Origin of the sequence: Photobacterium satsumensis (assembly GCF_050336935.1) — a bacterium.
Classification (GTDB): domain Bacteria; phylum Pseudomonadota; class Gammaproteobacteria; order Enterobacterales; family Vibrionaceae; genus Photobacterium; species Photobacterium satsumensis.
Genome location: NZ_JAKJSK010000009.1, coordinates 264,937 through 279,755, shown reverse-complemented (window position 1 = coordinate 279,755; position 14,819 = coordinate 264,937). Strand labels below are relative to the sequence as shown.

At 50.4% G+C, this 14,819-nt stretch carries 11 protein-coding genes; 5 read left to right on the top strand and 6 right to left on the bottom strand.

Annotated elements, in window-relative coordinates; genetic code table 11:
• The first annotated feature begins 4 nt into the window (after positions 1–4).
• Positions 5–223 carry a YejL family protein gene (locus L4D79_RS19775; protein ID WP_107350142.1) on the top strand — a complete coding sequence of 73 codons (219 nt, stop codon included), beginning with the start codon at positions 5–7 and terminating at the stop codon, positions 221–223.
• A gap of 49 nt (positions 224–272) precedes the next feature.
• Positions 273–2,117 carry a DUF3413 domain-containing protein gene (locus L4D79_RS19770; protein ID WP_428653513.1) on the top strand — a complete coding sequence of 615 codons (1,845 nt, stop codon included), beginning with the start codon at positions 273–275 and terminating at the stop codon, positions 2,115–2,117.
• A 64-nt stretch (positions 2,118–2,181) separates the two neighbouring features.
• On the opposite strand, the gene L4D79_RS19765 is transcribed toward L4D79_RS19770, so the two are convergent.
• Complete coding sequence (locus tag L4D79_RS19765; protein WP_428653511.1) at positions 2,182–2,457, bottom strand: hypothetical protein; 276 nt, start codon at positions 2,455–2,457, stop codon at positions 2,182–2,184.
• Between the two features lie 175 nt (positions 2,458–2,632).
• Here L4D79_RS19765 and L4D79_RS19760 point away from each other — a divergent pair, with 175 nt between their 5' ends.
• Positions 2,633–3,328, top strand: a complete 696-nt coding sequence (locus L4D79_RS19760) for an SDR family oxidoreductase (protein ID WP_428653509.1) — start codon at positions 2,633–2,635, stop codon at positions 3,326–3,328.
• 479 nt (positions 3,329–3,807) lie between these two features.
• Complete coding sequence (locus tag L4D79_RS19755) at positions 3,808–5,322, top strand: GGDEF domain-containing protein (RefSeq protein ID WP_428653507.1); 1,515 nt, start codon at positions 3,808–3,810, stop codon at positions 5,320–5,322.
• 26 nt (positions 5,323–5,348) lie between these two features.
• Here the strand turns inward: L4D79_RS19755 and L4D79_RS19750 are convergent, their stop codons facing one another.
• The 5 genes from L4D79_RS19750 to L4D79_RS19730 all read right to left on the bottom strand — a co-directional run bounded on the left by L4D79_RS19750 (position 5,349) and on the right by L4D79_RS19730 (position 12,537).
• Positions 5,349–7,373: a DNA topoisomerase III gene (locus L4D79_RS19750; RefSeq protein WP_428653505.1), complete on the bottom strand. Its 2,025-nt coding sequence runs from the start codon at positions 7,371–7,373 to the stop codon at positions 5,349–5,351.
• 149 nt (positions 7,374–7,522) lie between these two features.
• Entirely contained in the window at positions 7,523–8,617 is a 1,095-nt protein-coding gene (gene mnmH, locus L4D79_RS19745) for a tRNA 2-selenouridine(34) synthase MnmH (protein WP_428653503.1), read from the bottom strand.
• Positions 8,618–8,619: 2 nt separating this feature from the next.
• Positions 8,620–9,660 carry a selenide, water dikinase SelD gene (selD, locus tag L4D79_RS19740; protein WP_428653501.1) on the bottom strand — a complete coding sequence of 347 codons (1,041 nt, stop codon included), beginning with the start codon at positions 9,658–9,660 and terminating at the stop codon, positions 8,620–8,622.
• A 120-nt stretch (positions 9,661–9,780) separates the two neighbouring features.
• The gene (locus tag L4D79_RS19735; protein ID WP_428653498.1) at positions 9,781–10,344 is read right to left on the bottom strand and encodes an NAD(P)H nitroreductase; all 564 of its coding nucleotides are present in this window, start codon (positions 10,342–10,344) and stop codon (positions 9,781–9,783) included.
• 180 nt (positions 10,345–10,524) lie between these two features.
• Complete coding sequence (locus tag L4D79_RS19730; RefSeq protein ID WP_428653496.1) at positions 10,525–12,537, bottom strand: NADPH-dependent 2,4-dienoyl-CoA reductase; 2,013 nt, start codon at positions 12,535–12,537, stop codon at positions 10,525–10,527.
• A 345-nt stretch (positions 12,538–12,882) separates the two neighbouring features.
• Here L4D79_RS19730 and sppA point away from each other — a divergent pair, with 345 nt between their 5' ends.
• A complete protein-coding gene (sppA, locus tag L4D79_RS19725; protein WP_428653494.1) occupies positions 12,883–14,733 on the top strand; it encodes a signal peptide peptidase SppA in 1,851 nt (616 codons plus the stop codon).
• Positions 14,734–14,819 lie beyond the last annotated feature (86 nt).

Below are 14,819 nucleotides of genomic sequence, written 5' to 3'. Positions count from 1 at the left end.
TCCTATGCCAATTACTTCAAAATACACCAATAAAAAAGTTGAACAAATCATTGATGATATGTTCGATGTATTAGAGAAGCATGATGCTTCTGCAGAACTCGCTCTGATGATCGTGGGCAACATTGCGACTAACATCATCAATGCCGATGTTCCTGCATCGCAAAGGAAAGCAATTGCAGAAAAATTTGCGCACGCTCTACAGTCTTCAATCAAAGAAGACTAATCTTGTTTGCTGTGCCACAGCTATATAGGACTGGGAAACACTGACATCTATGGTCTCCAGCGGTAACAATTACAAAGACAAAGTCTCTCAGCTTATCAGCTGGGGACACTGGTTCAGTTTTTTCAATATTATCGCCGCCATGCTTTTGGGGTCGCGGTATATTGTCCATTCCGAGTGGCCAGCGTCTCTGATTGGCCAATTCTACCTGCTACTTAGCTGGGTTGGCCATTTTGGCTTTTTGGTATTCGGATTTTACATCCTGATACTCTTCCCAGCCAGTTTCCTGATCCCATCACAGCGCTTGATGCGGCTTTTTGCCGTGCTGGTGGCCACCACCGGCCTGACTGTATTGCTGCTCGACACCCACGCCTACGAAACGCTGGATCTTCACCTGAGTCCTCTGGTATGGGATCTGCTGCTGAGCGGAGAGCGCACCGAGCTCAACGCCCGCTGGCAATATCTGTTTATTACCGTTCCGGTGATATTCCTGCTCCAACTCGTGCTTTCTGAGTGGCTGTGGCGCAAACTCAGAAAACTTACCCGCAAACACGTCGGGGTACCTATCGCAACGGTCTTTGGGATCTGCTTTATCAGCAGCCATTTAATGTACATCTGGGCGGATGCCAATTTGTACCGTCCCATCACCGCACAACGATCTAATTTCCCGCTGTCCTACCCAATGACAGCGAAAACCTTCATGGAAAAGCATGGCTTGCTTGACCGTGAAGAATATGCCGAACGCCTCAATGCCCAGGGGGTGGAAACCAGTGAACAGCTGCGCTACCCACTGGAAAAAATGACATTTGATGACCCTGGTACTGGCAAAAACCTGTTGGTCGTGGTGATTGATGGGCTACGAAGCGATATGGTCGAAGCAGAAACCATGCCTTACCTGTCGGCTTTTGCCACCCAAAATATGGATTTCGAGAACCACTACAGCAGTAGCAACGAAAATACAGCGGGTATCTTTGGCCTGTTTTACGGTTTGCCAAGCAGCTATATCAACAGTGCCCGTTCGAGCAATACCAAACCACTGCTGGTCAGCACGCTTGAAAAACGCGGGTACCAATTCGGCTTATTCGGCGGCGATAATCTCAGCCAAGATCCCATTTATACCGAAGCAATCTTCAACGGCCTAGCGCTGGAAGAAATAACGGCTACCAATAAAGATGCCGAAGCCGTGGATAACTGGGCTTCATGGCTGGAATCTGAAAAGACCAACACCCCATGGTTTAGCTATATCGAGCTAACCTCAGTACAAAACTTTGAGGAAGGCGGTGATTACACACCAAAATTTGAACCGTCTCTGGGCTCAAATAATATCTCGGGCCAGAACACGAATCTGATTTTGAAAAATAGCTATCGTAATGCCGCCTATTTTATTGATGAGCAGCTGATCCGTATTTTTGACCACTTAGTCGGCCAGCAACTGATGGACGATACCATTGTCATTATTACGGCCAATCACGGAACGGAGTTCAACGAAACCGGTAGCAATAGCTGGGGTGCCAACAGCAACTACAGCCAATATCAATTAAAAGTACCATTGGTGATCCATTGGCCCGGCAGCGTCTCGTCAGTCAGTGATAGGCTAACCAGCCACCTCGATATCGCGCCAACACTGATGGAGTCAATGTTTAATACCACCACGCCAGCGACTGCCTACAGCAGTGGCAACAGCTTGTTTAGCAATTCGACCAAGCGTCGCTGGATCTTAGCCGGTAACGAAAAAGATATTGTGATGATCCAACCTCGGTCCACGACTGTTATCGATAAATACGGTAACTACTTGGTGTATGATCAAGACTATAAGCGGTTGGATTCGGCCAAGCCTAAGCTCTCCACACTGATGCAGGCAATGCACGAGATGAAGCGCTTTTATAACGCTGACTAATCACGCCTCAACAAATGCAGAGGGCAGCCATTGGCTGCCCTTTTTCTATATCGACTACTGGGTACTAGAGGTAATCTTTGTTGTCGGCATAGCATTGCTCGTAACCATCCAGCCAACCGTAAGCATATTTATTTTCCGCTTCCATCCTTTCCGGATCTTGACGAAAGCCGTCCAGATGCGTAGCCGGCTCATTCGTGCGGCTATAACATCCATCTTGATAACCATCTAGGTATGGTCGGGTAAAGCCCAGCTCGGACAGTGTCTCATGGCGGGTATCAGCACAGCCGGCAAGTATCGTGACAGTGAAGGCGACACCCACATACTTTAGTGAAAAAATCATAAATATCCATATATGAATATAAACACCTAAAATGTAGCGGAGCACACCGTTTAGCCCTGTCTTAGATCCGATACTTTCGCTATCTTAATAACAAGCTGAGCTATATTGTCGTTGGCAAGCCAGAACATTAGAGCTCTCGGTACTGTCCCTCTACGCTGTATATTAAGGATAAAAAATGACCAAGACCGTCTTAATAACTGGTGCAAACCGTGGGGTGGGACTGGCACTCACCGTGGCCTACCTAGAGGCTGGCTGGCTGGTGTATGCCAGCTGCCGCGACATTGCCTGCGCAGATGAGTTAACTCGCAGGCAAAACATATTTCCTAACCTAACCATCGTTGAGCTGGATGTCACCGACCATGACGCGATTTTGCACTTAGCGCAATCGATGGAAACGACTCATCTCGATCTCCTTATCAATAACGCGGGTTATTACGGCCCCAAAGGATATGGCTTTGGTAATACCGATGCCGATGAATGGCGAAAGGTATTTGAAATCAATACGATTGCGCCGTTAAAAATGGCAGAGGCTTTTTATCCCCAGCTCAAACAAGGCTCGCCCGGTGTCATTGCTTGCCTCTCCTCAAAAGTTGGCAGCATGGCCGAAAACACCAGTGGTGGCGGTTATATCTACCGCTCTTCCAAAGCGGCGCTCAATTCCGTGGTCAAGAGCCTGTCTAACGACCTGCAGCCTGAAGGCATTATTGTTATTGCTCTGCACCCGGGCTGGGTGCAAACCGAAATGGGCGGGCCCAATGCACTTATCGAAGCCCAGGCATCAGCCGCGAGTCTGAAAAAAGTCATCGATAACCTCACCTCGGCTGATTCGGGTTTATTCATGGATTATCAAGGTAACTATTTACCTTGGTAAAACTATTAACCTTGATAATCCTGATGTTGCCTTGACCACAAAGGTGGCGACGACTTAACCCGTGCCATTGTCACAATCTCCCTTACTTTTAGCTGGCTGAGCAATTAGCCAGTTGCACCTAGCCGTGTAGTTCGTCGCATTTTCTGCAACCAATCCATAAAAAACCACTAATTTGCTGTATCCATAAGCCTTTTATCGCAAAAATTTCGTAACAATAGTATGAAACAAACTGCAATAGCGGCTATATAAGCCCATAGCCACGCCGAATACACAACTTCAGGGGCACCTAGAGTGCTTCAATGTGGTTATGTAACAAATCGATATCAACTATTTGGGAAGGTCACTTGACTCAAGGTTCTCACATTCAAGACTTTTACGACCGGGTGCTCTCCCTCTCAGGAAAGTCACACGGTTTAAGAGCTACCTGTGAACAAATTTGCAGAAACCTTCTGCTAAGCTTTTCCGTGCAGGAGGCCACCTTGGTTATCGCAGACGGCGCAGAATGGAAAAAGCTGCTGACCATGGATGATGCTGGGATCAATTACCTATCCCCGCCCATTGAGTACCCAGAAAGCAATGAGTATCAAGATACAAGGGCATTCCCGCTTTATAAGATCACCGAGGCCGTACGGCTCCAAGTGGCCACCATTACCGAGCTAGACAATGCCTACCGGCTTTCTCTCCCGCTGGAAAGACGTTCGAGGATCATCGGCTGCTTCATGGCCGATTTTCCCAAAAACGAGGTATCCAAGCACTTTAACGCCAAGGACTTCAGCTTTCTGGGCGTTTTGCTTGCATCTGAACTCAATGCCTCGATGACCGATGCCATCATCCAAGATGAGCACAGTGGCCGGCGTATTGCAGAACGTGAGCTGAAAATTCGTCAGCACGAACAGCACAGTTTGCAGAAACAACTCCAAGCCCTACATGATATCTCGTTCAGGCTATGGCGTGCAGACTCTATCAACCGCATGCTATTTACTGCTGTTGATGAGGCCAAAAAGCAACTCAATATCGACAGGATGGCGATATTTCTATTCAAACCTGGCAACCGGATGCAGGGCACTTATGGTACCGATATCCATGGGAAAACAGTCAACGAGTATTATTTCGAGACAGAAATTCCAGACCTGTGGTTTTCGGTCCATGCCCTACAGAAAAATGAAGAATATTTGGCGATAGAAGAAAACACCCCGCTGTACCATAACCTAAAGGTGGTTGGGTTTGGCTGGAGCGCCTATATCTCACTGTGGGATGAAGACACGCCAATTGGTTGGATTGCCTGTGATAACTTACTCAGTGGGATGCCGCTGCCTTCCCATTTACACCAACTGTTCAAGCAATTTGCCTTCATTGTCTCCCAGCACTTGGTCAGACGACAAGCAGAAGAAAAGCTTATCCAGCTCAATACCGAACTGGAGTTAAGGGTGGCCGAGCGCACCCGCGCGCTGCAACAGGCCAATGAAAAACTAGAAAAAGTCTCCCGTGAAGATCCGCTGACCCAAGTTGCCAATCGCCGCCAGTTTGACGAACGTTTTTCTGATGAGTGGCGACGAGCCGAACGCCATAGTCTACCTATCTCATTGCTTATTATTGATGTCGACCACTTCAAGGACTACAACGATAGCTTCGGCCACGCAGCGGGCGATCAGTGCTTAAAAATCATTGCTACGGCACTTGCTCCGCTGGAGCGTCGGGCCGGCGCGCTTTTTGCCCGCTATGGCGGCGAAGAGTTTGTCTTGCTACTGCCGGGTCAAGACCAGCATGCAGCGCAATATGCCGCCGAACGGGCCTTGGAAGCCACTAGGGCACTCGCCCTACCTAGGGGGGCACCAAAGCGAGACATCGCCGATATTGTCACCATCAGTATCGGTGGCTGTACCCTTATACCTTCAAGCAGCAGTTCAGCCGATGCCTTCTTCAAGTTAGCCGATAATGCCCTGTACGAAGCTAAATCCTGCGGACGAAATCAACTATTTATGATGAATGAATAGCCCGCGCCATGCCAGCCACGGCTATCTTAGTCCGATTTTTTCGCAGCACGGCGACGAGGAGCCCGAGCTTTACCAGATGAAGAATTTCCCGAGGCAGCCTTACCACCACTAGTGCCAGCAGACTTACGGCTTCCCTTGCCGCCACCTTTGCTATAACGGCGCTTCTTAAAGGGTTCTGGAGATTTCAAGTCACGCAGGCTCTGGGGAACCTCACTGGTTTTCACCTTTTCCATCAATTGTGTTACCTGCCCTTCCAAAGCGTCCATAAAGGGCTTGTAGGCGCATTTCTTATCGGCCATATCCTGCAACTGGTGCTCCCAATGTGCCGTCATATCCGGATAAGTCGCTTCATTGGGTAGAGCATAGATTAACCCTTTACCCGCCTCCGTCGCATGGATGCTTTTACCTTGCCGCATCAACAGTTGCCTTTTGAATAGAATATCGAGGATCCCGGCACGGGTTGCCTCCGTGCCCAGTCCATCGGTATCACGGAGAATTTTTTTCAGCGAACTGTCAGAAACAAAGCGGGCGATCCCCGTCATCGCCTGTAACAAGGTGGCTTCGGTAAACGGTTTCGGCGGCTCCGTCATCTTGTCCAATATCTCGCCATCGCGGCAGGTCAATACCGTCCCCTTATCCAGCGGCGGCACTTTATCAGCCAAATCTGCCTCTTTATCCGTAGGCTCATCCCGCCCCAGTAATGCACGCCATCCAGCAGACATCAACTGGCGACCGCGAGCAACAAACAGCCCGCCGGCAATGGTAAATTCCAACTTGGCCTCGCTGTATATCGCCGCCGGGTAAAACTGCATCAGGTATTGTCTCGCGACCAACTGATACACTTTCTGCTCGCTGCCACTGAGGCTGGTACTACTGACCGATTTAGGGGTCGGAATAATGGCATGGTGAGCATCGACTTTTTTATCATTCCACGCTTTCGACTTCAAACTAATATCCGCCCCCTCCACCGCATTGACCAGCTTATTATCGGTGTTGGCAATCGCTTGGCACACATCCCCAGCCTGCTTGAAATGATCCATTGGTAAATAACGACAGTCAGAACGCGGATAAGTGATCACCTTGTGCTTCTCATAGAGCGACTGACAGGTGGCTAGAACATCAGCGGCACTCATGCCAAAACGCTTGGCGGCATCAATCTGAAGGGCCGACAGCGAATAAGGTAAGGGAGGAGCCTGACGGGTTTCCTTGCGCTCGGACGCTGTGACTTCTGCAGGCTGGCCTTTTATTCGGCTGACCACGTTTTCACAAAGTTTGCGGTTCAGGATCCGGCCATCTTCATCCTGCCAGGGTTTGCACGACTCACTCGGCTTCCATCTCGCCCGGATCTCTTGCTGCTGGTAAGGGAGCAAGGCAAACAACTCATAGAAGGGCTTCGGTACAAAATTGGCAATTTCATCATCGCGACGAGTCACCAAGCCGAGTACCGGGGTTTGTACTCGGCCAACCGATAACACACCTCGATAGCCTCCTTTCTGGCCGAGCAAGGTATAAGCGCGCGTCATGTTCATGCCATACAGCCAGTCGGCACGGGATCGGGCCAGCGCTGATACGGATAGCGGAATAAAATCGCGGTTACTACGCAGTTTCCCCAGCGCACGCTTCACCGCGGCAGGGTTGAGATCTGAAATCAGCAGCCGTTGCATGGCTGCCTTTTTGCCTTGGGCTAACTTGACATAATCAATTACCTCATCCACCAGCAACTGCCCTTCCCTGTCCGGGTCTCCCGCGTGGATCACTTCGCCGGCCTGCTTGCACAGTTTGCGAACCACACCCAACTGTTTCTTGGCTGTTTTACGGGGCGTCAACTGCCACTGCTGCGGCACTATCGGCAAATCGAGGATATTCCATTTTTTGTATTTCTCGTCATAAGCATCCGGCTCAACCTGTTCGAGCAAGTGGCCGATACACCAAGTGACGATATCACCGTTGCCCGCCTCAATATAACCATCATGGTTCTTGTGGGGCCTGGGCAACACGGCGGCAATGGCACGCCCTAAGCTGGGCTTTTCTGCAATATATAGACGAGACATAGTTGGAATTCAGTTGAATAGCGTTGGCAAGTATTGGCTGAACTATAAGAAAAAAGTACGGAGAGAACAAGAAAATACTGGATATAGATACAGTCTTGGCTTTAATGAAAAGGAGCCCAGTCGCAGGTACTGGGCTCTTGCTTATGAAGTTAGGCGCAATTTTCCGCCAACCAAGCTTTAACCTCGGCATATTCACCACGGTAGGCAATGCGGTCTGCTTTTTTGCTTAGCTGATAGGTATACATCGGATCGTAGTACTGCTCGAGCAACAAGCTAAGCCAGTCATAATGGCCTGACAGTTCACCGCTGGACTGCATAGCTTTGACGGCCTGTTGCTGCACCAATAGCAGCTCCTCGTAGCGTTGATAGCCAAGGCGCTTGCGGATACTGAACATACCGCGCTCAAGGTACTGGGCAAAACGCTCCCAACCTTCCTGTTCACCGAATTCAGCACAGTAATCACGCTGCATTCTTACCACGTAGTCGTCCAGCAAGCGCTCGAGCCTAACATCAAGCGGGTCGTCAACAATCGCTATCGGTGCCTCCTGCATCGCCTGGACAATAGGTAGAGGTACACCGACCGAGCCGATGATCTTCCCTTCATCTTCATAGACAAAGTGCGACACGCCGGTAGCCTGCTTCTTTAGCATCGATATCGCCAGCACATTTTCGAAATTAATCTGGGTACGCTGGGCTGATACGTAGCGGCCAAACGATGAACCACGGTGATTCGCCGCACCTTCCAAATCGATACCATTTGCCAGCTCATTGACCATGATCGTCTTGCCGCAACCGGTATTGCCGCCAATCAAGGTCATCGGCTTGGTGGCAACATCATCGATAGTCTCGATTAAGAAACGTCTTAGCGCCTTGTAGCCACCCTCGACAAACGGATAGTCAATTCCCGCTTCTTTCAGCCACTGCTGGGTAATGCGCGAGCGCAACCCGCCACGGAAACAGTACAGATAACCGTTTGGGTTAGCCTCACAAAATGCTTTCCACTGCGCGATACGCTCGGCTTTGACCTCACCGTTAACCAATTCATGGCCGAGTGAAATCGCCGCTTCCTGACCTTGTTCTTTATAACAAGTCCCCACCGCTTTGCGCTCTTCGTCCTGCATCAAAGGGAGGTTGAGGGAAGAAGGGTAAGCACCTTGTGCAAACTCCACTGGCGCACGCATATCCATCAACGGGGTATCGTTAATGAATAGCTGGCGGAAATCTTGGCAATTAGGACGCGACATATTTAGCAGATCTCGATCAATACAGTGTCATCGGCTGCGGCTGCAATCAACTCACCGATAGCATTGAGTTCAATGTCATGTTGTTGTGCTAAAGCTTTCACCTCAGCTTCAGCATCAGGCGTCACAGCCAATAACAGACCACCAGATGTCTGGGGATCACAAAGCAGGGCTTTTTGCTGGTCGGTCATGTTACCCAAACGGTGACCGTAACTCGCAAAGTTACGCTCGGTCCCCCCCGGGACACAGCCTTGCTCGATATAGTCAAACACATTCGGCAAGTGTGGCACCTGAGCGAAGTCCAGCTTAGCTTTCAGACCACTGCCTTCACAAATTTCATTAAGGTGCCCCATCAAGCCAAAGCCCGTCACATCAGTCATGGCTTTCACGCCTTCGACGTTGGCAAAATCAGCGCCGGGCTTGTTCAGCTGGCACATCCAATCGCGGGCCAAACCACGGTGTTCATCACGCAATTTGGATTTTTTCTCAGCGGTTGTCAGGACACCAATGCCCAGCGGCTTGGTCAAATACAGCTTACAGCCGGCTTCCGCTTGGTTGTTGCGCTTGACGCGATCAGTATCGACAATACCGGTCACCGCCAAGCCGAAAATAGGCTCCGGTGCATCAATCGAGTGGCCACCCGCCAATGAAATCCCTGCTTCGCGGCAAACCGCACGTCCGCCTTCAATCACTTGTTGGGCAATTTCAGGTGCCAGTACATTGACCGGCCAGCCAAGAATCGCAATCGCCATAATTGGCTTACCGCCCATGGCGTAGATATCGCTAATTGCATTGGTTGCAGCAATACGGCCAAAGTCATACGGATCATCAACGATCGGCATAAAGAAATCAGTGGTACTGACCACTGCAGTACCATTACCGAGGTCGTATACCGCGGCATCATCCTTACTTTCATTACCCACTAGCAGGTTAGGGTCGGCAAACGGAGCGAGCTGCGTTCGTAGGATAGTATCAAGAACTTGAGGAGAGATTTTACAACCACATCCTGCTCCGTGGCTGTATTGAGTTAGGCGAACATTTTCCATGACACGCTCCGATAATTTTACAAGAGCGATGGATTCTACTCCTGCTGTCAGATCCTGTCATCAACCTGGATCAAAAAGGGAAGCCTATTGGCTCCCCCTCTTTAATCAATCAAATAGCGGCTACAGGTATTCGACAAATTGGGCAAGATCCCGCTCTGGCGCTTTTGCATCGCGGCAACCGGGAGTTCCCAGATACAAAAATCCGACAATCATATCATCACCCTGTACCCCCAAAGCCTGACGAACAACAGGGTGATAGGCCCATTTCCCGGTACGCCAAAATCCAGCATACCCCTGAGCTACCGCCGCCAATTGCATCGCCTGTACCGCACACCCCGCCGATAAATGCTGTTCAACCACAGGTACTTTGTCATGCTCACAGACTTTAGCGACGACAGTAATGACCATCGGCGCCCTAAAAGGGGCTTTGCTCGCTTTCTGCAAGGTAAGCTCATCGGCCCCCTCACTGTTCGCCGCCTCAGCCAAGATTTCAGCAAGCTTTTGCCGGCCATCGCCTTGCGCACCGTCTTCTTGAGAAATAATAAACCGCCAAGGCGTCAAGCCGGCATGGTCCGGTGCCCGTAGGCCAGCTCGGAGAATTGCTTCCAATGCTTCTCCCTGTGGTGCGGGTGCCACCATTTTGGGCAGCGACCGACGGTTGAGCAATAAGGTAAGTGCGTCCATAACAACCTCGTAGAAATCTATTTCTTATTATGACGATAGCATAGTTTTGATGCGGTAAATCCATGGTAAGCATGCGGGATTATGGCGTTGAGATCCTAGAACCTAGATCCTGGTTCCTAGAGAGCAAGGAACATGCTTTGCTCTTCCTAGGAACTAGGATCCAGGAACTCGTTTCTGATGTTAAAGCTTCGCCGCGAGCTCAACCCCTTGGCGGATCACCCGTTTGGCATCGACTTCGCCGGCGACATCGGCACCACCAATCACATGAACATTGATATCCTTGGCCTTGAGTGCTTCGGAAAGTTCGTCTACCGACGTCTGCCCGGCACACAACACTATATGGTCAACATCCAACACCCGCGACTGACCTTCGACAGTAATGTGCAGGCCCTGATCATCCACCTTGTCGTAACTCACTCCGCTGAGCAGTTCAACCCCACGCTTTTCCAGCACTTTCTTGTGGATCCAGCCAGTGGTTTTGCCCGGCCCTTTCCCCATCTTGCCCGGACGACGCTGCATCAACCACACCTGCCGCTGGCTGACATACTCTTCATGCGGATACAAGCCACCGGCATGTTCAATCGACTTATCAATTCCCCAGTCTTTCAGCCAGTCGTCCAAGTTCTGGTGCTCAGGCTCCGTCAACATCGTTGACACATCAACGCCGATCCCCCCAGCACCAATCACAGCAACTCGCAAACCCAACTCGACCTTGTCACGGATCAGGGTCTGGTAATCAACCACCTTTTCATGGTCGATACCCGGGATCGGCGGACGGCGTGGCTGAACACCGGTGGCAACAATCACTTCATCATAACCGCTCAGCTCATCAACCGAGACCGCTTGGCCTAGCTTCACACTCACGCCCGTTTGTTCAAGACGACGAGTGAAATAGCGGATTGTTTCCTTGAACTCTTCCTTGCCCGGGATCTGCATCGCCAAATTGAACTGGCCGCCGAGGTGATCATTCTTCTCGAACAAATCAACATTAAAGCCCCGCTCGGCAGCTGCAACTGCCGTTGCCATACCAGCCGGCCCCGCTCCGACAATCGCAATACGGCGCTGGCTCGCCGCTGGAGACAATACCAATTCGGTCTCGTAGCACGCCTGCGGGTTGACCAAACAACTGGCTCGCTTTCCAACAAACACATGATCCAAACACGCTTGGTTACAGCCAATGCAAGTATTGATGTCATCCGCCCGATCTTGCTCAGCCTTCACAACGAAGTCCGGGTCAGCAAGAAACGGTCTTGCCATCGAGACCATATCAGCCTGGTTACTCGACAAAATATCTTCGGCCACCTGCGGGTTGTTGATCCGGTTGCAGGTCACTAACGGAATAGAAATTTCAGACTTGAGCTTTTCGGTTACCCACGCAAAAGCGGCTCTTGGCACCTGGGTCGCAATCGTTGGGATCCTGGCTTCATGCCAGCCAATACCGGTATTGAGGATCGTCACACCCGCTTGCTCTAGCTGTTTGGCAAGCAGCACCACTTCCTCGTGGGTACTGCCCTGCTCGACCAAATCGAGCATCGACAAACGGAAAACAATAATGAAGTCGCGACCAACCCGAGCGCGTACTGCCTTGACTAATTCTAGAGGGAAGCGCATGCGGTTTTCATAACTGCCGCCCCATTCATCGTAACGGTGATTCGAGCGTTTACAGATAAACTGGTTGATTAAGTACCCTTCCGATCCCATCAACTCGACCCCGTCGTAACCCGCCTCTCGAGCCAGCTCTGAACTGCGGGCAAAGGCCTCAATGGTTTTATTTATTTGTCGGGTACTCATTTCCTTAGGCGTAAATTTCGAGATAGGCGCCTTAATCGCCGAAGCACTGACGGCGAAAGGGTGCATGGCATAGCGACCGGCATGGAGCAGCTGCAAGGCAATTTTCCCACCCTCTTGATGCACGGCATCGGTGATCGCACGGTGTGCCCTTGCGGCCCGACCCGAGCTAAACTCAGCACTTAGCGGGTGAAGGCGACCGCGGAAATTCGGCGAAAAGCCACCAGTAACAATGAGTCCGACACCACCCTTGGCCCGGGCTGCGTAGAAAGCAGCCAGTTTTTTGAATCCATCACGGGATTCTTCCAGACCAGTATGCATCGATCCCATCAACACACGATTACGTAATTGAGTGAAACCAAGTTCTAGCGGCGCTAACAGATGAGGGTAAGATTTATCGTCCATGGCTTCCATTCTTTATGTTGTTATGGTCAGACCAGTATACGAACCCATCAAACATATTTCAAACAATCGTTTACATAAATGCAACAATATATTGATTTAGATCTAACTCTCTGTATAAAAACACTCCGTTATCATTTTACTGATGACTGCCACGCATTTGTACGGCTAAGTCTTTAACCTAATTCGATTACTTACTGTAATTACTCGTTTAGTCGGTTAGCATATACAGTTATAGACATACCCAAGCCACTTGGGTACAGAACTAAATCAGTATTATTACGTCCAATCTTATATAAATTGAGAAAGAAGCAGGCCACTGGCCCTTGCGAAATATCAGGAACCTTCATGAAAGTGATCTTTAAAGGAATTGGAAAACTCTTCCGTTGGATATGGAAACTGCTCAGCTTTACCCGCCAGCTGATCATCAACTTACTTTTCCTCATTATCATCGGCGCACTTTTCTTCGCCTTTACCGAGAGTAGCAAAGAGCCAGAACTCCCTGAGCAGGCAGCATTAGTCTTGGATATCTCAGGACCAATCGTTGAGCAACGCAGCTATTCAAGCCCGCTAGATAGCCTCACTAGCAGTGCCTTTGGCAATGAGCAGACACAAGAAAACGTGCTGTTCGATATTGTCGACACACTGCGCACCGCAGCCACTGACGAGCGTATCACCGGGCTGGTGCTCAACTTGCGTGATATGAACGAAACCAATCTGACCAAGCTGCGCTATATCGCCAAAGCGCTTGAGGAGTTCAAACAATCGGGCAAACCTGTCTATGCAATTGGCGATCATTACAAGCAGAGCCAGTACTACCTGTCGAGCTATGCCGATAACATCTTCATGTCACCGGATGGTGGTGTGATGCTAACTGGTTACGGCAGCTACACCCTGTACTACAAAAGCCTGTTCGAGAAACTGGACGTCAACACTCATGTATTCCGTGTCGGCACCTACAAATCCTTCGTTGAACCTTACACTTTGGACGGCATGTCTGACGAAGCCCGAGAGGCAAACACCGCGTGGCTCAACCAGCTCTGGGGAGCCTATACCTCTGACGTTGCCAGTAATCGTCAGATTGAAGCCAGCACGCTGACACCTGAACTTGATCAGTTCGTGACCGAGCTGAAAAGTGTCGACGGCGATTTTGCAAAGCTGAGCAAAAAAATGGGCTTGGTCGATGAACTGGTCAACCGTCCGCAGCTGCGCCAGCAGCTCATCAACGCCTTTGGCGAAAACGACGATCACAGCTTCAACCAAATCAGCTACTACGATTACCAGCCAACCATAGGTGACATCCAGCTACCGAGCGACAACCAAATTGCGGTTGTAGTAGCCAGTGGTGCCATCATGGACGGCACCCAACAGAGAGGCAATGTCGGTGGTGATACCACGGCAGCCCTATTACGCGAAGCCCGCCTTGATGACAAGGTGAAATCAGTGATCCTCCGTGTCGATAGCCCAGGAGGCAGTGCCTTTGCCTCGGAAGTGATCCGCAACGAGGTTGACGCACTGAAAACGGCCGGCAAACCTGTTGTGGTCTCGATGTCGAGTGTCGCAGCATCGGGGGGTTACTGGATTTCGGCCTCTGCTGACAAAATCATGGCCCAGCCAACCACGATCACCGGTTCGATCGGTATTTTTGCTATCCTGACCACTTTCGAGAAAGGGTTGGAGAAAATGGGGATTTACAGCGATGGTGTTGGCACCACCCCATTCACGGGCGTCGGTGTCACCCGTGAGCTGCCGCAGGGCATTGCCGACATCTTCCAGCTTGGTATCGAAAATGGCTACCAACGTTTCATCGGTTTGGTCAGCCAATACCGCGATATGACACTAGAGCAAGCTGATAGCGTAGCGCAAGGCAGGGTCTGGACCGGCCAGGATGCCCTTGCACTTGGTTTGATTGATGAACTCGGCGACTTTGATGATGCCATTACCAGTGCTGCAGAGCTTGCTACCCTCGGTGACGATTACGAGGTTCGTTGGATGGCCAAGCCATTGAGTACCGCCGAGATGTTCATGCAACAATTCAGTTCTGAAGCCAAGGTATTCTTCCACCAGCTCGTGTGGGGAGAGCTACCTGAAGCAATGCAACCTGTTACACAAAAAGTAGTAACAGATCTCTCCACCCTTAGTAACTTCAATGATCCAAAAGGGCAATATACCTTCTGTGTAAACTGCCCGGATCTATAAAAGTGAGATCAGCCCGGCGTCGCCGGGCTTTTTTTACGCTACATACCCCGTATAATGCGCCCACCAAACCGATAATTCTGTACCCT

Excerpts from the sequence above, each read along its gene's own strand:
- L4D79_RS19775 (WP_107350142.1), top strand. The coding sequence starts at position 5 with ATGCCAATTACTTCAAAATACACCAATAAAAAAGTTGAACAAATCATT.
- L4D79_RS19770 (WP_428653513.1), top strand. The coding sequence starts at position 273 with ATGGTCTCCAGCGGTAACAATTACAAAGACAAAGTCTCTCAGCTTATC.
- L4D79_RS19765 (WP_428653511.1), bottom strand. The coding sequence starts at position 2,457 with ATGATTTTTTCACTAAAGTATGTGGGTGTCGCCTTCACTGTCACGATA.
- L4D79_RS19760 (WP_428653509.1), top strand. The coding sequence starts at position 2,633 with ATGACCAAGACCGTCTTAATAACTGGTGCAAACCGTGGGGTGGGACTG.
- L4D79_RS19750 (WP_428653505.1), bottom strand. The coding sequence starts at position 7,373 with ATGTCTCGTCTATATATTGCAGAAAAGCCCAGCTTAGGGCGTGCCATT.
- mnmH (WP_428653503.1), bottom strand. The coding sequence starts at position 8,617 with ATGTCGCGTCCTAATTGCCAAGATTTCCGCCAGCTATTCATTAACGAT.
- selD (WP_428653501.1), bottom strand. The coding sequence starts at position 9,660 with ATGGAAAATGTTCGCCTAACTCAATACAGCCACGGAGCAGGATGTGGT.
- L4D79_RS19735 (WP_428653498.1), bottom strand. The coding sequence starts at position 10,344 with ATGGACGCACTTACCTTATTGCTCAACCGTCGGTCGCTGCCCAAAATG.
- L4D79_RS19730 (WP_428653496.1), bottom strand. The coding sequence starts at position 12,537 with ATGGACGATAAATCTTACCCTCATCTGTTAGCGCCGCTAGAACTTGGT.
- sppA (WP_428653494.1), top strand. The coding sequence starts at position 12,883 with ATGAAAGTGATCTTTAAAGGAATTGGAAAACTCTTCCGTTGGATATGG.